The sequence below is a fragment of the Psychromonas sp. SP041 genome (assembly GCF_000470315.2).
Lineage (GTDB): Bacteria > Pseudomonadota > Gammaproteobacteria > Enterobacterales > Psychromonadaceae > Psychromonas.
The window spans coordinates 25,917-46,968 of the sequence record NZ_CBRF02000039.1; the positions used below are offsets into that span (position 1 = coordinate 25,917).

Sequence of the window (21,052 nt, forward strand, 5' to 3'; positions counted from 1 at the left end):
GGGCTTTTTTATTGCTAATTATTTTATACCAACTCCGATAAATAGATCACATACTTAACGTAATTGGTATTAGTCATGATTATTCATCATTATGTTTATCCTAAATAAGAGAAAATGAAATAATAATGAAACAGCAGATCATTGGTTATCACCAAGATGACGAACATCATTGGGTTGCTCAATTACATTGTGGGCATTTTCAGCATGTCAGGCATAACCCACCTTGGAGCGTTCGTTTATGGGTAACGACTGAAACCGGTCGAAAAAAGATGATTGGACATCAATTAAACTGTGTTAAATGTGATACTGGCGAGGCGAAAGATAAACAATAACAAAACAGTCAGTTAAATGTTCTGAATCCAAGTCTCCCTATATACCTCATTTCTTTCTATTAATTACTTATACCAAAAGAATTAATAAGGTGATCATTCTTGCTGGTTAAAATCACCCCTAACTGCGTTGTGAGTTTTGAAGTGAGAACAACTATCTCCTACAACTCACGCCTTATTAGTGTTAATTTTTCCTGCGCAATCTCTGATCACTTATTTAATTCCATTGGTATTATTTCTTTATGTGTCTTTACTAACGAACAATTAATACAGATATTGAATCTGAACATAGCAGTTAATATGATGACTGAAATTGTTTTCATAAACTTAATATAACGAGACAAGCATTAGGATTAGTTGTTAAACCAGTCATACTTAATATGACTGGCTTTGAATGGTTAAACTTATACCGATTACATTAAATATGTTATCTAAATTTTGCGCTGAAAAAACAGTTCAATTCAAGGCGTAAATTGACGTAAATGGCTGTTCCCTTTACGAAATTTACAACGAGGAAGTGAGCTGTTTTAACAAGTAAAATAGATAAGCTATTTATTGTGATTGGTATTAATTAGTTGTGATGTCAGCTGTTGGACCAACATCATCAGTCGATAATGGTGTAGATACAATAATAGTAGGCTCTGATGAAAGCACTTCTAACTCGCCAGCGCCTAACGTACCATCTTCATTATCAACAGCAGAACCGGTTGCGTATGATTGGTTACCAGACCAGGTATTAGAATCATCATTAGCGTAGTTATTGAATAAACTACCTTCGCTTCCGGTCACTAAGTTATCTGAAATAGTAATATCCTTAGGCACGATAGTATAGTTATCTCGACCAATGAAAATACCTCCGCCTAAATTGTTTACTAATGTATTGTCCGTCACAGTCACATTGGTTGGTGCTTCATGACTATTGCCATTAGAACTATCAGATACATCACCTGAATCAATTAATATAGGACTTCTCCAACTCGTACCCGATAAGTTTTCCATATAGTTATTACTCACAGTATGGTTTGCGCCGTAAACTCGAATACCCCCTGTTTCGTAATTAGCATCCGTCACTAAGGTGCTATTGCCAGTACCATAAAAATAATTATTTTCTGCTTTATTATCATGTCCTAAACGGAATGATAGTGAGCCCATAGAGTTTAAAAAAGTATTGTTTGAGAATGTATTATTTGACGTTTTAACCGTCATAATTTCATTTTCACCATCGGTATCTTCAAACAAGTTATATTCAATTAAATGGTTTGTTTCTACATCTTGAGAACCCGAATCTCCAAAGACGATTGCTTCACGGTCTGAGTCACCTTCAGGGGTCGTATTGCCCTCTTTTACGTAAGGGACAATATTTTTAAAGTAGTTATGATGAATATGCGCATTAGTTGTCATTGTTTCAGTATCATCATCATATTGAAATTTGATGTAACTGCCTGAATTGATTTGACCGTCCTCATCTTCAACAACGATGTTTTTATCCAAAAACTCATTATATGCAATTGAGATTTCTTCACTTGATTCAGTTAACACCACTGACGTTTGCCCATCAGTAATATCTTTATGATCAAATGTATTACGTAACACTTTAATGTTTTTTGAGTTTACAATTTTAAATAATGTACTGGCATCATTTGGACCCAATACAAATCCCTGTAAAGTAATGTTTTGAGAGTTAGAAATAGCAGCCGTTTCTAAAGTGATACTGCCAACACTTTCAGCACGAATTAAGACTTGTGCATCGAAACAAGTGTCTTTAATTGAGATTTCACCATCACCTGAAACAATGATTTCATCTCCACCTTGCACATCGCCACTGTTTAATAACTCGTTTAAGTCATCGATCGTTGAATGATGCGTTGCTCCAGTCACAACAGGATTTGCATCATCAGATCCGTCATCGTCGAATGCGTCTGAACATGCATAAGTGTCTACATCCTCGTCGTCACTATCGTCTTCATCGTCATCATCACTGCCACTATCATCATCAGAAAGTGCATCGGCGGAAAGGATAGTAAAACGTATCGTAGCTTCAGTACCATCAATAGAGGCGACGGTAACACTATCTGATGCACTTTCATCTTCATTTAAGTCACCCAGCGTTTCATTTTCTGGTACTTCATAGGTCCATTCACCATCTGCATTAAGTGAGAATATGCCATAAGTAGTCGCTATATCCGTTTGCACAATGAAAGCTTCTTCACCATCATCGGGGTCGACAATGGTAAGTGAATTATTAACATCGCCATTTTTATAATACAATTCAACCGCAGTGGTTCCGTTTATTATTGCCGCTGTAGATCCTGTCGCTTGATCATCATTCGCGTTGCTGGCATCACTTGAACTGCTACCTGAGCCTCCACATGCTGTTAATCCGGCCATTGCTGAAAGTAATAATAATTTTTTATACACGGTCCATTCCTTGGTCTAATTATAGGTAGTTGACAATGTAATGATATATTATATTAATACAATTAAAGAGATCACACTTTCTTGTTCAAGCTATAGATAACTATTGATGCTGTGATCAATGTCTTTGGTACTGATACAATTAAAAATATTTTACTTGATTGAACTGACAAATATTTGATCTAACGTGTCGTGTATGATTTTCTGATTAAAACCCACCAATAAATTGAGAATACAAGTGGTAGCGATGGGTAAATAACCTCCGTTATGAATAAGCAAAGCGATACAACACCACTATTTCCACGGATTTCTGCGTTAAATTGTCTCTCAATAATCCATTATTGCTTCAATAATTTGTATTGAACTACGCAAAACTAACGGCACTGACTAGCAAAAAATAGTACCTTCTGATTTTAAATACAATGCTGCTTTCATTAACCAGAATTGAGGTTAAATAAACTAAGGTTTAGCCAGATCCACAAAGGGCCTTAAGTCTTTTTTAGGCTAATTTTTAAATAACTGACGCTTACAAGTAAGATTAAACATCATCATTTTATGGGTTGTGACAAAACAAGTTAAAGGGTTAAGTAAGGACAAATTAGCAGGGGAAGTTAATGAAGCTTATGAATGAGTTAACTAGAATAAACTGTGTTTATTAAATGAACGTGCAGTCATCAAAAGGAATAATGAATATAACGTTGTTAATATTTAATAAGCCATTCTATAAATTTTTTTGTAAAAGATTCAACAGCCAACTAATGTAAACTGTTGAATCTAGAATTTTACTGAGAACGTGTAACACTGAGTGTTGGGTTTTTAATGACTAATAAAATACCACTTAATATAATTAAACTTGAAATAACAAATACCGTTGACACACTTTCACCTAAGAATATAAAGCCAGCAATAGCGGCTAATACGGGTACTAATAACTGTACCACTGCTGCCACGTTATGGCGTAAGTCTTTTAATGCTTTATACCAAAGTAAATAACCGACTGCTGATGCCAGCACGCCAGATAAAATAGCGTATATAACGCCTTCCAATGTTAAGAACGTTTTATCCATATTGATCAATACAAAAATAAAAACAAAGGGTAAAGTACGGAAGAAGTTAAAAATAGTATCAGAGGTAGGATCGACACTTTTTTTACCCGCTAACGTATAAAATGCCCAGCTAATACCTGAAATACACATTAAAGCAAAAGCAACAATCGATGGGCTAGAGACTTGAGGGGCAAGTAGATAAACAAACCCTGCAATAGCTAATATCAAACCTAATAATTCAGCTCGGCTTAATAAGTGCCCTTTAAGGACTCGCGTCAATAGCATGGTAACTTGTACTGTCGCGAATAAAACTAACGCCCCGGTTGCCGTATCAAGTTGAATATAGGCATAAGAAAAGGTCATAGCATAAACAAACAACCAAATTGCGTTAAGCCAACTGCCCTTACTCGTACTATTTTCACTGTTATTATTCTTACTGTTATCACTTTTAGTATTACTATTTTGACTGCTAATATTGTTACTCTTACTTCCCTTATTTGATAAACCTTTTTTATCCAGAGAGTCAGCATTAAAGTAAAAATGTTTAACAGACAGGAAAATAGCTAAGAAAATGCTACCGGAAAGCAATCTGATCACAGTAAAGCTACCTGCATCAACTTGTTGCTCTCCTAATGCTAAACGACAAAAAACAGAATTTGCTGCAAAAGCGATTAATGCAAAACTGGTTAATAAAAAAATTTTATAAGGGCTATTAGTATAATTTTGCATATTGGGCTCATTGGAGTAAAAGATGAATCTACTATAAAAACAGTTTTTTACGACATAGTCTAATCAACTTGCTTTGTTATCTACAAAATAAATAGCAGCAATTAGTCAAATGGACAAAAATCTGAAATCAATTAACTTATTATCGATGTATAAAAAGGAAGCATGAGTAATGGAGGGCTAGTGTTAATTACCATCGCTAGAAAATATAACCTATAACCTATAACCTATAACCTATAACCTATAACCTATAACCTATAACCTTCATTCTAAGTTACTCACCACAATATAGATAATCTCCTCGATTATTACTTTCATTACCTGGCAGATTCAAGTCTATATTGAAGTAAAACTATCAATTTTAATGCTTATGCAACAATAAGCGCACTCACTAAACCGATTAGACCACCGAATACCCCACCCCAAACCACTAACCAGCCAAGGTGTTTTTTGATCATAGCTTGAATGATCTCTTTCACTAATTGAGGTGTTAATTCATTTAAACGTTGCTCAATAATTCTTTCTATTTTTGCCAAAATATCTTGCATCATATCAGGGTGTTCAATTTCACTTTTTAGTAACTCAATAAATTTTTCATCATTCGTTAAATCGATAATAGATGTTTTCATGTGTGTTATAAAAGGTTCTCTTAATGGCTTTAATGATTCTTCACCACCAAACATTTCTAACATTCCACCAAATGATGACTTCATAATCACTTTAATCAACCCATCATAAGTTGGGTTTAAATCTACCTTTTCAATCACAGGTTGTAAGTTTAATTGAGCTGGAGAGAAGCTACCTGCTGATAAAAATCGTTCTACGTTTTGTGCCGTAAAAAACTGTTTCATCATTAAGTTTCTGATACCTGATTTAAACTCTTCAAAATGAGCAGGTACAACACCTGAGCCATATAAGAAGGGTATTTTTTCAAATAACATGAAGATAGCAAGCCAATTAGTTAAAGCGCCTGATAACGCAAATAACCCTACCATGGTTAATATTGCGGCTAGCTCAGTTTCTCCTAAAAAAAGCCCAGCCCCTAATATTAATGTTGCAATCAGGTTGGTAACTAAACTCTTATTCATGTTTATTCCTTGTTTTGTGATCATTTATTAAACATTAGTAATGCATTTTCTATTTTTTATCGAAAAAAAATCCAGTTATAAAATAACTGGATTTTGATGAGTCAAAAATTACTACAGATAAAAACCCGTAGTTATTTTGAAACGTCTTCACGTAACTTTAAGCTACGTAATGCTTTATCTAATACACCATTAACAAATTTGTATGACTCATCTGTTGCAAAGTCTTTTGCTAATTCAATTGCTTCGTTCAATACCACTTTATGTGGTACATCAGTACGGTATGTTAATTCAAACATCGCTAAACGTAGTACTGCAATGTCAACCATATCAACATCTTCAATTTTACGAGAAAGGTAAGGTGATAATTTTGTGTCTAATGATTCAACGTTTTGTATAACGCCAATTAACAATTCTTTAAAGTAAGGTACATCAGTTTTAGACATATCTTGGTCAACAGAGAATTGTTCAATAATTTGCGTTACACCCGTTTGAGTAATTTGCCATTGGTAAACAGCTTGTACAGCAAATTGACGAGCACGACGACGTTCAGCAGGTTTCATAGCCATTATCCTAATTCCGCCATCACGTTAACCATTTCTAGTGCACTTAAAGCAGCTTCGCTACCTTTGTTACCCATTTTAGTACCCGCACGTTCAATAGCTTGATCGATTGAGTCAGTAGATAAAACACCAAATGCAACAGGAATACTGTAGTCTAACGAAACTTGCGCTAAACCTTTGTTACATTCATTGATAACTAATTCAAAATGCGGTGTACCACCACGAATAACACAGCCTAATGCAACAATTGCATCAAACTTATTAGACGCTGCAACACGTTTAGTAATCAACGGTAATTCAACGGCACCAGGTACACGAACAACAGTGATATTATCATCTGAAATTTGACCAGTACGTTTAAGGGTATCAACTGCACCCGCTAATAACTGCTCGTTAATAAAGCTGTTAAAACGAGAGATCACGATTGCGATTTTAGCGTGTGGAGCGGCTAAGCCACCTTCAATTATTTTCATTTTCTACCCTTATTACAAAATTTTTGTGCATTCTAGCACAGTTTATTTCTATAACGACATTGTTTATTCAGTGAATATATGGGTTTATTCAGTGATGTATTCAACGACTTCTAATCCGAAACCAGATAAAGCATGGTACTTTTTCTGTGAACTAAATAACGCCATTTTTTGTACGCCTAAATCGCGTAAAATTTGAGAGCCAACACCGACACGTCTACTCGCACCTTGTGCTTTAGCAGCAACACGTTCTCCAGCATCTTCTTGTTTGATATATTTTATTTGTTCTATTAGTGATTCAGCTGTTTCTTGGTGACCTAACATCACTAGCACACCACCGTCCTTCGCTAAACGTGCTAATGCTGTACTCATTGGCCAAGTACGCGGACTTAAACGATCAGAAAAGAAGTTATCAGAGAACGTATTTTGTAAATGAACACGAACGTTGGTTGTTTCAGCTGATTTTACTTCACCATTCACTAACGCAAAATGAACTTGTTTATCAATAGTGTCTTGGTAAGCAACTAAATCAAACTCACCAAATTCTGTTGGCAATTTACATTCGCTCACACGCTCAATAGTCGTTTCATTGTTATTACGGTATTCAATTAAATCAGCAACGGTACCTAATTTAATATCGTGTAGTTTTGCAAATACTTCTAAATCGCTACGACGTGCCATGCTGCCATCTTCATTTAAGATTTCAACAATCATCCCTGCCGGCTCGCGACCTGCTAAACGCGCTAAATCACACCCTGCTTCAGTATGCCCTGCACGAGTTAATACACCACCTTCTTGTGCTTTAAGTGGGAAAATATGCCCTGGCATCACGATATCAGTTGGTTTAGCATCTTTTGCAATCGCTGCTAATACGGTTACTGCACGGTCTGCAGCTGAAATCCCCGTTGTAACACCTTTAGCCGCTTCAATAGAAACAGTAAAGTTAGTTGAAAAGGCAGCGGTATTATCTTCAACCATTAAGGGTAGTTTTAGTTGTTCACAACGATCTGCCGTCAGTGTTAAACAGATTAAGCCACGACCATATTTAGCCATAAAGTTAACAGCTTCCGGTGTTACTAAATCAGCAGCCATTATCAGGTCACCTTCATTCTCACGATCTTCATCGTCCATCAAAATAACCATTTTACCTAGGCGAATATCTTCGATGATTTCTGCTGTTGTATTTAACTTCATTTTGATTCCTTAAATCTCTTGTACTGAAAAGTGTACTAAAATTTGTACCGTTCTATTAGTTAGCACTAAGTTATTGTGACTGAAGCATGAGTACTAGCCCATGAAACCACTTTTTGCTAATAGATCCATTGTAGATTGTTGTTTTGTCGTTGTTTTAGCTGCATGTTCACCTAACATTAAACGCTCTAGATAACGAGAAATAACATCAACTTCTAAATTCACTTGACTGCCTACAACATATTGCTGCATTGTTGTTTCGCTGATCGTATGTGGGATAATAGTCAATTTAAAACTAGCGCCATCAACATCATTAGTGGTTAAACTAATACCATCAACTGTGATTGAGCCTTTTTTAGCGATATATTTTGCTAAATCATCAGGCGCTTTAATCCAATATTCAATGGCATTGCCTAAAGGTGAAATAGACGTGATTTTTCCAACACCATCAACATGGCCACTCACGATATGACCACCAAAGCGGTCATTCATTTGCATTGCTTTTTCTAGGTTAATCATAAACCCTGTTTGAATACTTGAGAAAGCACTTAGTTTAATTGTTTCGTATGATAAGTCTGCATCAAAACCATGTTCACTTAGACGCGTTACAGTTAAGCAAACGCCATTATTAGCAATACTATCGCCAAGCTTGACATCATGCATATCTAAACCGCCAGCATCAACTGTGATGGTCATATCTTTTTCGTTATTTTTGATTGCAGTGATTTTGCCCACTGCTGCAACAATACCTGTAAACATATTATTCTCGATGGTTAATAAGACGAATATCATCACCAATCTGAACTACAGATTGTAATTTGAGGGTGATAATATCGTTCATCGTTGAAAAGTTGGGTAAGTTTACTAAGTTTCTAGCTTGATCGCCCATTAATTTTGTTGCTTGGTAGAGAATAAATTCATCAACCAAATTATTTTTAAAAAATTCACCCGCTAATGTAGCACCAGCTTCTACCCATAAGTCATTAATTTCATGTTGATTAAGTAGGCTCATTAACGCATGAAGATCAATTTTATTATTTTCATTTTGAGTACAAATAATTTGTTCTACCTCGGCCTTACAACCTGAAAATGAAGCTGTGTCTCGTGCGCTCAAGGACACTAATAAAACTTTACCCGGTAAATCAAATAATTTTTCTTGTAGTGTCAGCTTATTGTGAGAATCTAAAATGATACGAATCGGTTGACGAAGATCTGCTTCATCTAATAAGGTACTATCAAACGCTGGACTATTAACTAATTCTTGATAACGTACATTCAAACTAGGATCATCAGCAAAAACCGTTTTATTACCGGTTAAAATGGCACTTTGTTGTGCTCGATAATATTGAACATCTGCTCTTGCTTGAGGGCCTGTTATCCATTGGCTTACTCCATTTTTCAACGCCGTTTTACCATCTAAGCTTGATGCCATTTTAACGGTCACACGAGGTCGCTTTAATGTCATGCGCGTAATAAAACCAGGATTCAATGCCTCAGCTTGTTCAGTCAACAACCCTACTTCAACAATAATCCCAGCGTCTTCTAAAAGAGAAAGTCCACGACCAGCCACTTTAGGGTTAGGGTCAACCATTGCCACAACGACTCGCTTTACGCCCGCTTTAACTAAGGCTAAGGCACAAGGTGGTGTTCTACCATAATGAGAGCAAGGTTCTAAAGTCACATAGCAGGTTGCTCCTATGGCTTGTTCTTTAGCAGCGGCTAGAGCATGAACTTCGGCATGCCCAGTACCTGCTTTTTTATGAAAACCTTTACCAACAATCATACCATTGTTGACAATGACACAGCCAACATTAGGGTTAGGTGATGTTGTAAAACGTCCATGCTTAGCAAGTTCTATCGCTATAAACATGTATTCTTTATCTAGTTCAGTAAATGACATCTGATGATTACTTTTTAATTTAAAGTGTTAATCGAGTTTGAATTTTTATAGGGCTATTTATTCGCTGTATCAAGTTTGGCAATTTCTTCACCAAACTCTTTCACATCTTCAAATGCACGGTAAACAGAAGCAAAACGAATGTAGGCAATTTTGTCTAAACCTTTTAATAAATCCATGACCAATTCGCCGACCATTTTTGTAGGGACTTCTCTCTCACCTGTTGCACGTAGGGTCGATTTAAGTTTGTTAACTGCATTCTCTACTGCTTCAATACTGACGGGACGCTTTTCTAAAGCGATATTAATACCAACTAATAACTTTTCTTCGTTAAAAGGTTCACGACTACCATCTGACTTTATCAGACGAGGCATAATTAATTCAGCCAATTCAAAAGTCGTAAAACGTTCATTGCATTCGTTACATAAACGGCGACGACGAACTTGAGAGCCTTCAGAAACAAGGCGAGAATCGATAACTTTTGTATCTTGTGCATTACAAAAAGGACAAAACATAGTGTATTTCTCTGTGTAATAAACGACGGAATAGCGTATTAGCTTGTTATATATGACTTTCTAAGCTAATTACAAACTAAATATAGGGGTTGTAATAACCTGATAATTTAACATAATTTTAGTCTTAAATGGGATTTTATCACGAGTAATTAAACAAAAAGTAGTACCTTATTTTAATTTTTATACCCTAAGATATTAATGCTATAGGAATTATTTTGATCTTAAAAAATAAACTGAAGCACACAAAAAAGCCGCTAAATAGCGATACACTATTTAGCGGCTTTTTTATGATTTATTAAGGCTTAATAAATATAACTCGGTGGCGTAATGAAACCTTGATAGCCGTTCGCATGTAGACCTCTTAATCTATCTAATTGCTCGGTATCTTCTACTGCCGTAATAATAACTTCAATACCGACACCACGTGCCGTATTTATAACCGCTCGACTTAAGGCAAGACGCTCTGTAATTTCATCAACTTCCATATCATTACTTGAGTTACATGATAGTGATTGATCTAGTTTCACATAGTCTGGTTTAATAGTTTGTAAATAAGCAACTGAACCCATCTCTCTTCCGTAATGGTCAATACCAACTAAACCGCCATTTTGTTTTATAACATTAGTAAATAATTGACTCTGTTTTGGATACGTTAAAACAGTGCTTTCCTGTATTTCGAAATGGAAACGGTCAGGATTTTTTTGTCTACTAATAAATATACCCAGCCAATTATGAAAATTAATATCCAGTACACTATCTTGTGTAATATTAATGGCTACTTTTTCTTGGTTAGCTAACAACGTTGGATGTTCAGCGATATTTTTAAGTAAAGATTGGTCAAATTCACTGCCTAACTCTAACTGTTCAATATAAGGCATGAATTGGGCTGCTCGTATTACATTCTCTTCAATTTTTAAACCACTGTATATTTCACGCTGAAGTACATTATCGTTTTCAAACGACATTGCAGGGTGCCATTGTAATAAGAAGTCACGTTGAACAATGGCTTCTTGTAACAAATCTCTCCATTGTGCTAATTCTAAGTCTTGCTCTTCGTTATTTTCAAACCAGTGACAAACTTCATTGTTATTTAATGCTGATTGTAGTGCATCATCCGCACTTCCTAATAATTTAGAAGCACTAACACCTTGAGTTCTCACCGCAACACCAATAGAAAACTGCTCTTGATCTTTATAGTTTGCACTGATCATTGCTTGATTAATCAAACGAATAACATTTTGTACGTATACTTTTAACTGTGAAGGCGAAGCTTTTGTGACTAAGAAAACAAACTCTCGGCTAGAAATACGTGCAATGACACAAGGTGCAATAGTAGGTAATGATTGTTGCATTTCCTTCGCTAAAATTCGAATAGTGTTATCTCGCACTTGATAGCCAAACTGCTCATCTATTTGTTCTAACCAATCTAGTCGTGCAATTAATACACCACCGTAACCAGGATCTTTTATCCAACTACCAAGTTGTGCATTTAAATATAAACGATTAGGAAGCTGTGACACTTTATCTGTTAGTTTTTCATTTTTTAAAGAAACAACTTCTGTATCGAGTTGAGAGAACATTGTTTGTAATTGACTAGACATACTATTAATAGCCAATACTACTTCTTTAAGTTCTATTGTATCAGGCGTTTCTAAATCAGGTTGAAATTCACGTTTGGCGATTAACTTAGCTTGTCCAGCTACTCGATGTAATGGTGCTAATATTTTTTTCAAACGGAAACGTAAAATAATTAAAGATAAAATGAATAATAACGTTAACGTAATTAATGTATCACGCATGACTTTCCAAAGCTGGCTATAACCAATTGCAGGATTAGCTTCTAATTTTAACGTCGCTAATTGTATCCAGCCATTAGTAATAGTACTTTCAGTGCTTTGTGGTCCAAATAGCTCCAAGTTTAAAAACCATTGAGGTACACCTTCAACTTTAATCGGATTATCCCAGACTTGAGTTTTATCATTATCTAGCCACGTAAGGCTCACTGTTTTGTAGAAGCCACCTTCAAAAATAACGTTAATTACCGTTTCAGCAGAAGCAACATCGCCTGTTTCAAGGTGAGGCTTCAACATCAGAGTTAATGCATTGGTGGTGTTATTTAAGTCAGACGAGATCTGGCTTTCCATAAACCCTTTTGTTTCGGTAAACTGAAAATACGCCAAACTCGCTACTACCAATAAAAATAATCCTAGTAATAATGAATTGATCTGATTAAACAGTGTCATAAATAAGTTACTCCATTGATGTAACAGGTTGCTTTAATTGATTAAGGCCCATACGAAGGTTTAAATCATTCCATCGTTTGAGTCTACTTGGTTTTCCTGCGACACGGCCTTGTCTTTTTTCATTGTTTAACCATAACTGTTTACCGTTAAAGCTATACACAGGGATTAAATCTTTGCGATCATTCGCTTTTTTTATTCGACCATCGATATTATCTAAAATCAATGGTTCTGATGTAGGGGTTGCATAATAAGCAACAACCATATGGTACTGATTTAACGTAAGCGATTTAACCATCACTATTCGTAATTTATTATCTGCAATACCGATGGCTAATAAACTAAAGTATTTCGCTAAAGCAAAATCTTCACAATCACCTGCATTTACTCCAATGAACTCAACGGGTGTAGCCCAATAATTACTCTGTCCCCAAAGCTTCTTATCAGTAGTAAATCGTAATTGATTAAAAAAACGATTAGTACTCACTAGCTTTTCTTGCTCATTTTTATATTGTTTATTAAGCATTTTTAACCAAGCTGCTCCCCGTTTAGCAGCACGGTCACCATAATTTTTTTGCAGTGTAGAAATAAGCGCTTTGCTATTGAAATTTAATGAAACACTTGCATATAGGTAGTAACTACTCGTATATGCAAGTAAACCAATGATCAATGCTTTAATTAATGAAGCTCGTTTCCATTGCATTAAATGATTAATTACTGTTCACGCTGATCAACACTATAAATATTCCATTTCATATCAACGATTTCTTGGCCACCAACGATTTCAGCAACAATACGTCGATTTTGTGCATTCACATAATCATCATTACCTTCAAATAATAACTGGTCAAAACCAAAACCGATTGCATTAACTCGACTATTTTCAATTCCATATTGTCTTACTAAGATTGACTTAACTGCCTCAGCTCGACTTAAAGATAACGCTTTATTATGCTGAGCAGAACCGACGACACTAGTATGCCCCTCTATTGAGACACTAACTGATTTATATTCTTTCATTAAAACCGCTAGTTTTTCAATTTCAGGATAATATTTATTATCAACTACAGATGAGTTATTTTCAAAGTTAACTAATAATTTAACGCGAACCTTTTCAATAAGATCCGTTCCACAACCATTATTGTTTACCGCTGCACCAGCAAGAGTCTCTAGGCAATTATCTCGAGCATTAATAATGCCGTCCCCTTCAGAGTCTGATAAATCATATAACTGTGTTGTTGGTGTTTCAGATACATCAATAACTTGATGCGAACAAGCACTTAATAAGAAAACACTTGCTAATAGACTAACCTTTTTCATTGTAAACTCCCCCTTCAAATTGCTCTTCACCCTTCCATGCTTCAGGACGAGTTACACGTAAGGAATCTAATAATATTCCCATAGCATGTAATATACGATATTGAGCAGTTATTTCTGCAAAATCAGCTTCTAAGAAGTCACGGCGTGACTCAAAAAGCTCATTTTCAGTGTCAAGTAAGTCTAGTAGGCTACGCTGTCCAATTTTAAACTGTTCTTTATAATCATCTTGAGTACTTTTTGCTGCAATAACATGTATTTTGATATATTTCTTTTGCATATTTAACAGTTCAAAAGCATCCCAAGATAAAATAAAGCCTTCTTTAACTTCTCTGTGAGCGGTCATATTTAATGCTTTTGCCTGATTAATCTTATAAGCAGTTTCTTTAGCGTAAGCAGTGTCTTTCCCACCCGCGAATAGATTATATCTAAAGCGAAGCATAGCAACGACTTCATTGCTTTCACCACCAACGCCATTTCCAGTATTAGAGCCATCGACACCATCTAAATTGTCATTAAAATTAGCATCAACTTCAAAAGTCACATCTGGATAATACTTAGATTGAGCAGACTTATATTGAGCAGTAGCGGATTGAATATCGTTACTTGCAGCCCAAACAGAAGGATGATTTTTAAGTGCAACTGTAAGACCTTCGGCTTGTGTAGCGGGTAACATACTACTATCAGGATAAGGGATAACAAGGTTTTCAGGATCTTGATCAACAACACTATAGAACATTGTTTTAGCATCTAAATAGTTATTTTTAGCTGCTATTAGACTAGATTCTGCCTGTGCTAAACGTCCACTAATTTGTGATAAGTCCGCTTTGCTACTAAAACCTGAGTCTGTACGCTCTTTAATTTGATCATAAATATCGACATGAGACTTTAAATTTCTTTCAGATAAAGCCACTAACTCCTTTGCTTCCATAAGCGCAACATAAACTCTAGCCACTTCTAAGCTAAGATCTTCAGCAACTGAATGCAATCGCCATTGTTCTGCACTTGTTGCGTAACTTGTACGATTTACTTCATTACTTGTTTCAAAACCACTGAATAGATTTTGTTTAAAACTTAAACCTAATTCTCTTCTCGTTAAGGTTTCTGTATTATTACCAGAATCACTATAACCTCTTGTTGTTACACTATCTGTGTATTCACGACCAATTCCACCCGTTAAATCGAGTGTTGGGTAATAGCCAGCTTCAGCTTGCTCTACTTTTTTTTCACTTACTTTAAAACGTGTAAATGCTTCGTGAATTTCAGGGTTACTGTCTAAAGTATGTGCCACAGCTTGCTCTAGTGATTGGCTATTTGCTTGTAAAGGCAGCAATGCTAGGGAACTAAAAGCAACTAAGCCAACTTTCTTAGCTATTCCACGTTTGAATGGTTTCATTCTATCTCCATATCCATATCTAAATTTAATATTCACGTAACGCCATTTCTTTGGCTCTTAATATCGGGTTAAGTATATATTCAAGTACAGTCCTTTTACTCACCATTACATCAACACTCGTTAACATTCCTGGAATAATAGGCATATCAATTTTATTATCTCTATTCATATTGGATTCAGTTGTACGAATCCTTACTATGTAAAAGCTATTGCCTTCTTCATCTTGTGTAGTATCTGCACTAATTAACTCAACTACACCATCTAGGCCGCCATAACGAGTAAAGTCATAAGCCGTGATTTTCACTCTAGCTGGTAAACCAACATGAATGAACGCAATATCTTTTGGAATAACTTTTGCTTCAACTAATAATTTATCTTCAGTTGGTACAATTTCTAATAATACCTGACCAGGCTTAACTACACCACCCAATGTATTGATATGCAAAGTTTTTATAGTTCCAACTACTGGGGAAGTGATCAAAGCTTTACTTACTTTGTCTTTAACCCCTACTTGTGCTTCGGTAATGCTTGATAATGCAGCTTGTTTTTCATTTAATTGTGCACGTGCATCGGTACGAAAGTTAAATACAAGTTCTCGTCGTTTTAGGACAGACTCTTCTAAAGCAGATTCGTTCCTTGGTATCTGAGCTCGTAGTGCATTTAATTCACCATTTAATTGATTCACAGTACGTTGTAATTTTAATAGCTCAACTTCAGGGACGATATTTTTCTTCGCCAATGGACGCGTCAGTTTAAGTTCTCTATTGGCATAACTCAAACTACTACGTAAGGTTCTTATTTTTGATTCTAATTCCTTTATTTCTTGCTCGCGCTGGAGAATTTGTTGAGCTTGAATCGCAACTTGGTTGTCTAAACTATTTAAACGCCCAATATATTCATCTTGTTGACGTTCAACTAAAGTAGCCGCTGTCGTTTTTAAGTCTTCAGGAAACTCTAATTTTTTTTGCTCTATTTTAATTTGTAATTTCCAATCTTTTGCATTGGCAATTAAAATACTACTCAACTCGGCTCTTAAACGAATAATATCCGCTCTTAATGCATCAACCTCTTGGGTTTGCTGTGCCATATCAGAACGGAAACGCGTATCATCAATACGTGCCAAAGATTGGCCTTTAGTAACAACCATCCCTTCTTTAACGTACAACTCTTGTAAAATACCGCCATCTAAGCTTTGAATGATTTGTACTTGAGAAGAAGGCACAACTTTACCTTCACCTCGTACAACTCTGTCTAATTCCGCAAAATAAGACCAGACAAAAAAACAAATAAATAAAGCAGTTAATGCCCATATTGTTAAACGCTGTACAGTGGGAGTTTCAGTGAGCATTGCACCATAAACATCATCAGCCATTTCTAAATCTTTCTTAGATATTTTCATGATTCAGCTCCTTTAGTTGCAGTAAATTTCCCAGCTGAAAGTTGTTCTAACACAATATCTTTAGGCCCATTTGCAACAATTTTACCGTGATCAACGATGATGATTCTATCTACTAATTGTAATAAATGCATTTTATGAGTGATAAGTAATAAACTACGATTTTTAACCGTTTGTTTCATTGATAAGATAAATTGTTTTTCTGAACGAGCATCTAAACTTGCTGTTGGCTCATCAAGTAATAAAACTTGTGGATCATTTAAAATAGCACGAGCTAATGCGACGGCCTGACGTTGCCCCCTAGAAAGAGAGACACCACCTTCACCAACTTGTAAATCTAGCCCTTCTGAAGCTAAATCTGTAAATAAACAAACGCCAGATAATTGTGCCGCACGTAATAATTGGTATTCAGTGACTTGTCGAGTACCAAACAGAATATTATCTTTAATGGAACCGTGAAATAAAGTGATATCCTGTGGTAAATACCCGATGTTACTACGTAAATCACTTGGATGAATTTGCTCTTGATGTAAACCATCGTAACGTATACTACCTAGCGACGGTTTATATAACCCAAGAATCAACTTTGCTAATGTTGTTTTACCCGAACCATTACGTCCGATAATAGCAATTTTTTCACCAGGTTTAATTTGTAAAGAAAATGGATATAACGCCGTTTTTTCAACATTAGGATATTTAAATGAAACTTGTTCACATTCAATATTACCTTCGAGTTTATTACGACTAACAAGATGTCCTTTATTCTCAAATTCACTTTCTTGTTTCATAATGCCGTCTATTTGACGTAATGAACTCATTGTTTGGTTATAGCGTGTCATTAGCCCTGCTATTCTTCCCATTGGAGCAATAGCACGACTTGATAGCATAACAGCTGCAATAATCGCCCCCATTGAAATTAACCCTTCAGATACACGATAAACACCTAACACAATAACTGCGATTACCGTCATTTGTATGATAAAACCAGAAACATTAGAAACTGAATTGGTTATCATTTTAACTTTAAGTTGCCACTTTGAGGTGTGACCAACCATCTGTTGCCAAGTATGTTGAATAAGCCCTTCTGCCCCATTTGCTTTAATTGATTCTAAAGAGGATAGACTTTCAATTAAATGACCATGTTTTAAGCCTGAAAACTTATTACTTTCTTCAATAGCTACTTTTAATCGAGGTTGTACCGTTAAGCTATAACCGAGAATAAGCACTGTTGCGATGACAGAGAAGTAGGCTAAATCACCTGCGACTAACCATATGATGAAAATGAATAGGATTGAAAATGGTAAATCAACCAATGCGGTAATAGTTGCTGAAGATAAGAATTCACGAATACTATCAAACTCGCCAAGTTGACGAGCCATACCACCAATACTAGATGACCTTTTTTCAAGCGGTATGCCGACTGCTTTTGCAAATAACTTTGATGATATTTCTACATCTACTTTTTTACCTGCAACATCAATTAAGTAACCGCGAATCTGCTTTAAAATAAAATCGAAAATATAGGCAACTGACGCACCTATTGCTAAAACCCATAATGTTTCAAAAGCAAGGTTAGGCACTACTTTGTCATACACATTCATAATAAATAAAGGTGATAACAAGGCAAATATATTAATTAAAATAGAAGCAATAATAACATCGCGATATATCGGTGCAGACTCACGAATGCTGTTCCACAACCAATGAATAGTCGTTTCTTGAATATGGACATCAAAATGACGATCGCCATGATATTTTTGTTTAATTAAAAATAAATAGCCAACATATTCAGTCTCAAGTTCCTCAACGGAAAGCACTTCTTCCCCACCAGTTTCAGGGAATGAAACTCGAACTTGATTTTTTGTTAAATCCAGCTCATGTAAAATACATGCTCGTTTATTTTTAAGCATCAAAATACAAGGCAATAACATATCAGGTAGTGTATTTAAACTTCTTCGATCTAGTTTTGCACTTAAACCAGCCCTACTTGCTGCTTGAGGTAAAAGCTCAGGAGAAAGGTATTGATTAGTTAATGGTAAACCAGCGGCTAATGCCTCTGCAGAACAAGGAGTGGCAAAATATTCACTCAATAGCACCAAACAATCTAATAATGGATCGTGTCCGATGCGAGTGGATGCATTAATTTCCCATTTTTCTTGTTGAGGATTTTTTTGATTCAAAGTAGCCCCTTTATAGTAAGAGCCATGATAATACTACTATATTAGTAGTTTCACCATGACTTTTTCATCATGTTTATATGACCATTCGTGCGAATATTTTTATATCATACTTTAATTAAACAATTGGATCATCTAAAGCTGATGTTGCCGCTGGCAATTCTGGAGTAACTGTCTCAGTAATGATTAACGCTCCTGCATCATATAAAGTGTTGATAACATTATCTACTTCTGAAGCATTTAATGGTCCATCATGATCCACCCCATCTAATTTTGTATCTTCTAGAACAATTACAGTTCCTTTATAATCGGGGCTAGCATCCCCACTAATACTTAGTGTGGTATCCGTACCATTGAAACTAATATCGAAGTATTTACCTAGATCACCTTCAACCTCTCCTTGTAAAAGATCACTTAAATCTAGCTTATCGCCCTCTGCCACATCAAAATCGGTAATGGTATCAGAACCATAAGTATCAAGGCTAGACCAAATAAACGTATCTGCTCCATCGCCACCAGTAAGAATATCTCCTCCGCCAATACCGCCTGTTAAAGAATCGTTTCCTTCGCCACCAAACAATGTATCAGAAGCATAATTACCGCCAGTTAATGTATCGTTACCTGCGTTTCCGTGAAGGGTATCTGAACCTTCCCCACCAGAGATAATATCATCTCCATCTTCGCCTAAGATAGTATCAGAGCCGCCATCACCATATAAAAGATCGTTTCCAGTACCTCCGTATATTGTATCGTTGTTATCACCACCAGAAATCGTATCCGCACCACCATTACCAGAAATAATATCATCGCCAGAGTAACCATTTATTGTATCATCACCATCACCACCTTGAATGGTATCTGCATTACCAGAACCTTCGATTGTTTGATCTTCTGTAATGGTTGTCGGATCAACCGCTGTAGGGTCAACTGAAGGCTCACCGCCATCTGTATTTACAATAGCAACTGCATCTCCACTGTGTACTACGGTTACGTATGCTGTTGCAGTATTAGAAATATTTCCATTTCCATCAATCAGATTGTAAGTAAATGAATCGATACCTGTATAACCTGTATCTGGTAAATAAGTAACCACCCCATCAATTAAATTAACAGTACCATTTTCTGGATCACTAAAGGTATTAACTGAAATATCTTCTCCGGTGTCATTACTTAACAAATCAACGACCACGGCCGTATCTATTTCAGTATTAGAGCTACCTTCAGCAAAAGATAAATTTTCAGAAATCCAAATATTTTCACCTAGCGGTAATGACATTTCTAATTCAAGACCGTAATCACCACCTTGATCCCAATAAACAATTTCAATTGAATGTAGACCTTCGGTAATTTCTATTGAAACACTTGTTTGAATGCTAGGTGTAATAGTAGAGAAAGTAATAACTTCTTGGCCATCAATGATTAATTCAAAACCATCATCATGACTCACATCTATGGTATAGAGCCCAGTTTCTGGGACATATAAATTACCAGCTAAACTTATAATGGCATCAGTAGCAGTATTCGATGATCCTCCATTAATTGTTTCAATTGAATCTGAATCGTTATTTAAGAAACCTATTAAGCGATCAGGTACCCCGCCAACAACACCACGTGCTAAATCAGCATCGCCATTTCTAGTATAATCAAGTTGAGTAGACACAAATGAGATATCGGCTGCTGGATTTTCAGCTATGTATGCTTTAACCACAGATAAACTACTTGTATTCTGTCCTTCAAGAGATTCGTCATAGCCCCAATATTGACCTGATAGTCCAGTAATAGGAGTATCTGCATCATCAACAGCAAAAAGAGTGTCAGTACCATTAATGGTAACAGCGATATCCTGAGTTTCTCCATTTAAACTGACAGTAAAAGTTTCAATAAGTGTTTCATCAGTATCTAAATAAGCAATCGCACTATTATCAACTTCATATGACCAATTACCATCTGAATCAATGATTAACTCACCTAAAGCAGTATCAGTTGCAGTCACTCCTGCAAACGTAACTTCTGGTGCAAAATTTTCACTATCAGTAGAATCAACATCAGTAAAAGTGACTTTTCCGGAATCTGTTACTTTACCATTTGTAACAGAATCTCCTTCTTTAACGCTACCTTCAGCACTGTCTCCAACTAGTGAATTTATTGTAATTTCTGTAGGATCTTCTGCTCCAAAAATAAATACACTGATTTCTTGTTCAGTACCATTCACGGTGATGACAAAATTTTCGACTACACGCTCTCCTGCATCGATATATTGAACCAGGCTATTATCAACCGCATAAGACC

17 protein-coding genes are annotated in these 21,052 nt (G+C 35.8%); 1 reads left to right on the forward strand and 16 read right to left on the reverse strand.

Features of this window, described 5'->3' with window-relative positions:
* The first annotated feature begins 125 nt into the window (after nucleotides 1–125).
* The gene (locus SP041_RS17385) at nucleotides 126–332 is read left to right on the forward strand and encodes a DUF3565 domain-containing protein (protein WP_025565273.1); all 207 of its coding nucleotides are present in this window, start codon (nucleotides 126–128) and stop codon (nucleotides 330–332) included.
* 564 nt (nucleotides 333–896) lie between these two features.
* Here SP041_RS17385 and SP041_RS17390 read toward each other — a convergent pair.
* The 16 genes from SP041_RS17390 to SP041_RS17465 all read right to left on the reverse strand — a co-directional run.
* On the reverse strand, nucleotides 897–2,747 hold the full coding sequence (locus tag SP041_RS17390) for a chondroitinase-B domain-containing protein (RefSeq protein ID WP_025562779.1): 1,851 nt from the start codon (nucleotides 2,745–2,747) through the stop codon (nucleotides 897–899).
* Between the two features lie 779 nt (nucleotides 2,748–3,526).
* Nucleotides 3,527–4,519: a DMT family transporter gene (locus SP041_RS17395; RefSeq protein WP_025562780.1), complete on the reverse strand. Its 993-nt coding sequence runs from the start codon at nucleotides 4,517–4,519 to the stop codon at nucleotides 3,527–3,529.
* A gap of 365 nt (nucleotides 4,520–4,884) precedes the next feature.
* Entirely contained in the window at nucleotides 4,885–5,604 is a 720-nt protein-coding gene (locus SP041_RS17400; RefSeq protein WP_025562781.1) for a DUF445 family protein, read from the reverse strand.
* A 131-nt stretch (nucleotides 5,605–5,735) separates the two neighbouring features.
* Nucleotides 5,736–6,164 carry a transcription antitermination factor NusB gene (gene nusB, locus SP041_RS17405; protein WP_025562782.1) on the reverse strand — a complete coding sequence of 143 codons (429 nt, stop codon included), beginning with the start codon at nucleotides 6,162–6,164 and terminating at the stop codon, nucleotides 5,736–5,738.
* A gap of 5 nt (nucleotides 6,165–6,169) precedes the next feature.
* Nucleotides 6,170–6,637 (reverse strand): 6,7-dimethyl-8-ribityllumazine synthase, encoded by a 468-nt coding sequence (gene ribE, locus SP041_RS17410; RefSeq protein ID WP_025562783.1) that lies wholly within the window; start codon nucleotides 6,635–6,637, stop codon nucleotides 6,170–6,172.
* Between the two features lie 84 nt (nucleotides 6,638–6,721).
* Nucleotides 6,722–7,828 carry a bifunctional 3,4-dihydroxy-2-butanone-4-phosphate synthase/GTP cyclohydrolase II gene (ribBA, locus tag SP041_RS17415; RefSeq protein ID WP_025562785.1) on the reverse strand — a complete coding sequence of 369 codons (1,107 nt, stop codon included), beginning with the start codon at nucleotides 7,826–7,828 and terminating at the stop codon, nucleotides 6,722–6,724.
* A gap of 93 nt (nucleotides 7,829–7,921) precedes the next feature.
* Complete coding sequence (locus tag SP041_RS17420) at nucleotides 7,922–8,584, reverse strand: riboflavin synthase (RefSeq protein ID WP_025562786.1); 663 nt, start codon at nucleotides 8,582–8,584, stop codon at nucleotides 7,922–7,924.
* Nucleotide 8,585: 1 nt separating this feature from the next.
* Entirely contained in the window at nucleotides 8,586–9,725 is a 1,140-nt protein-coding gene (gene ribD, locus SP041_RS17425) for a bifunctional diaminohydroxyphosphoribosylaminopyrimidine deaminase/5-amino-6-(5-phosphoribosylamino)uracil reductase RibD (protein ID WP_025562787.1), read from the reverse strand.
* 53 nt (nucleotides 9,726–9,778) lie between these two features.
* Nucleotides 9,779–10,237 (reverse strand): transcriptional regulator NrdR, encoded by a 459-nt coding sequence (nrdR, locus tag SP041_RS17430; protein ID WP_025562789.1) that lies wholly within the window; start codon nucleotides 10,235–10,237, stop codon nucleotides 9,779–9,781.
* A 302-nt stretch (nucleotides 10,238–10,539) separates the two neighbouring features.
* Nucleotides 10,540–12,480 carry an EAL domain-containing protein gene (locus SP041_RS17435; RefSeq protein ID WP_025562790.1) on the reverse strand — a complete coding sequence of 647 codons (1,941 nt, stop codon included), beginning with the start codon at nucleotides 12,478–12,480 and terminating at the stop codon, nucleotides 10,540–10,542.
* 7 nt (nucleotides 12,481–12,487) lie between these two features.
* Nucleotides 12,488–13,180 (reverse strand): transglutaminase-like cysteine peptidase, encoded by a 693-nt coding sequence (locus SP041_RS17440; RefSeq protein ID WP_025562791.1) that lies wholly within the window; start codon nucleotides 13,178–13,180, stop codon nucleotides 12,488–12,490.
* An 11-nt stretch (nucleotides 13,181–13,191) separates the two neighbouring features.
* Nucleotides 13,192–13,797 carry an OmpA family protein gene (locus tag SP041_RS17445; RefSeq protein WP_025562792.1) on the reverse strand — a complete coding sequence of 202 codons (606 nt, stop codon included), beginning with the start codon at nucleotides 13,795–13,797 and terminating at the stop codon, nucleotides 13,192–13,194.
* Nucleotides 13,784–15,190 (reverse strand): TolC family outer membrane protein, encoded by a 1,407-nt coding sequence (locus SP041_RS17450; protein WP_025562794.1) that lies wholly within the window; start codon nucleotides 15,188–15,190, stop codon nucleotides 13,784–13,786. The genes SP041_RS17445 and SP041_RS17450 overlap by 14 nt, the downstream gene beginning before the upstream one ends.
* Before the next feature lie 25 nt (nucleotides 15,191–15,215).
* On the reverse strand, nucleotides 15,216–16,589 hold the full coding sequence (locus tag SP041_RS17455) for an HlyD family type I secretion periplasmic adaptor subunit (RefSeq protein WP_037047886.1): 1,374 nt from the start codon (nucleotides 16,587–16,589) through the stop codon (nucleotides 15,216–15,218).
* The gene (locus SP041_RS17460; protein ID WP_025562796.1) at nucleotides 16,586–18,766 is read right to left on the reverse strand and encodes a type I secretion system permease/ATPase; all 2,181 of its coding nucleotides are present in this window, start codon (nucleotides 18,764–18,766) and stop codon (nucleotides 16,586–16,588) included. The genes SP041_RS17455 and SP041_RS17460 overlap by 4 nt, the downstream gene beginning before the upstream one ends.
* Nucleotides 18,767–18,881: 115 nt before the next feature.
* Nucleotides 18,882–21,052 (reverse strand): VCBS domain-containing protein (locus tag SP041_RS17465; protein ID WP_137297968.1); only part of this gene is annotated, 2,171 nt, incomplete at its 5' end.

What these genes read in the sequence shown, in the direction of transcription:
- ribBA (WP_025562785.1), bottom strand. Translation starts at nt 7,828, where the DNA reads ATGAAGTTAAATACAACAGCAGAAATCATCGAAGATATTCGCCTAGGT.
- SP041_RS17385 (WP_025565273.1), top strand. Translation starts at nt 126, where the DNA reads ATGAAACAGCAGATCATTGGTTATCACCAAGATGACGAACATCATTGG.
- SP041_RS17445 (WP_025562792.1), bottom strand. Translation starts at nt 13,797, where the DNA reads ATGAAAAAGGTTAGTCTATTAGCAAGTGTTTTCTTATTAAGTGCTTGT.
- SP041_RS17455 (WP_037047886.1), bottom strand. Translation starts at nt 16,589, where the DNA reads ATGAAAATATCTAAGAAAGATTTAGAAATGGCTGATGATGTTTATGGT.
- SP041_RS17450 (WP_025562794.1), bottom strand. Translation starts at nt 15,190, where the DNA reads ATGAAACCATTCAAACGTGGAATAGCTAAGAAAGTTGGCTTAGTTGCT.
- SP041_RS17420 (WP_025562786.1), bottom strand. Translation starts at nt 8,584, where the DNA reads ATGTTTACAGGTATTGTTGCAGCAGTGGGCAAAATCACTGCAATCAAA.
- nusB (WP_025562782.1), bottom strand. Translation starts at nt 6,164, where the DNA reads ATGAAACCTGCTGAACGTCGTCGTGCTCGTCAATTTGCTGTACAAGCT.
- SP041_RS17435 (WP_025562790.1), bottom strand. Translation starts at nt 12,480, where the DNA reads ATGACACTGTTTAATCAGATCAATTCATTATTACTAGGATTATTTTTA.
- SP041_RS17395 (WP_025562780.1), bottom strand. Translation starts at nt 4,519, where the DNA reads ATGCAAAATTATACTAATAGCCCTTATAAAATTTTTTTATTAACCAGT.
- SP041_RS17400 (WP_025562781.1), bottom strand. Translation starts at nt 5,604, where the DNA reads ATGAATAAGAGTTTAGTTACCAACCTGATTGCAACATTAATATTAGGG.
- nrdR (WP_025562789.1), bottom strand. Translation starts at nt 10,237, where the DNA reads ATGTTTTGTCCTTTTTGTAATGCACAAGATACAAAAGTTATCGATTCT.
- ribD (WP_025562787.1), bottom strand. Translation starts at nt 9,725, where the DNA reads ATGTCATTTACTGAACTAGATAAAGAATACATGTTTATAGCGATAGAA.
- ribE (WP_025562783.1), bottom strand. Translation starts at nt 6,637, where the DNA reads ATGAAAATAATTGAAGGTGGCTTAGCCGCTCCACACGCTAAAATCGCA.
- SP041_RS17440 (WP_025562791.1), bottom strand. Translation starts at nt 13,180, where the DNA reads ATGCAATGGAAACGAGCTTCATTAATTAAAGCATTGATCATTGGTTTA.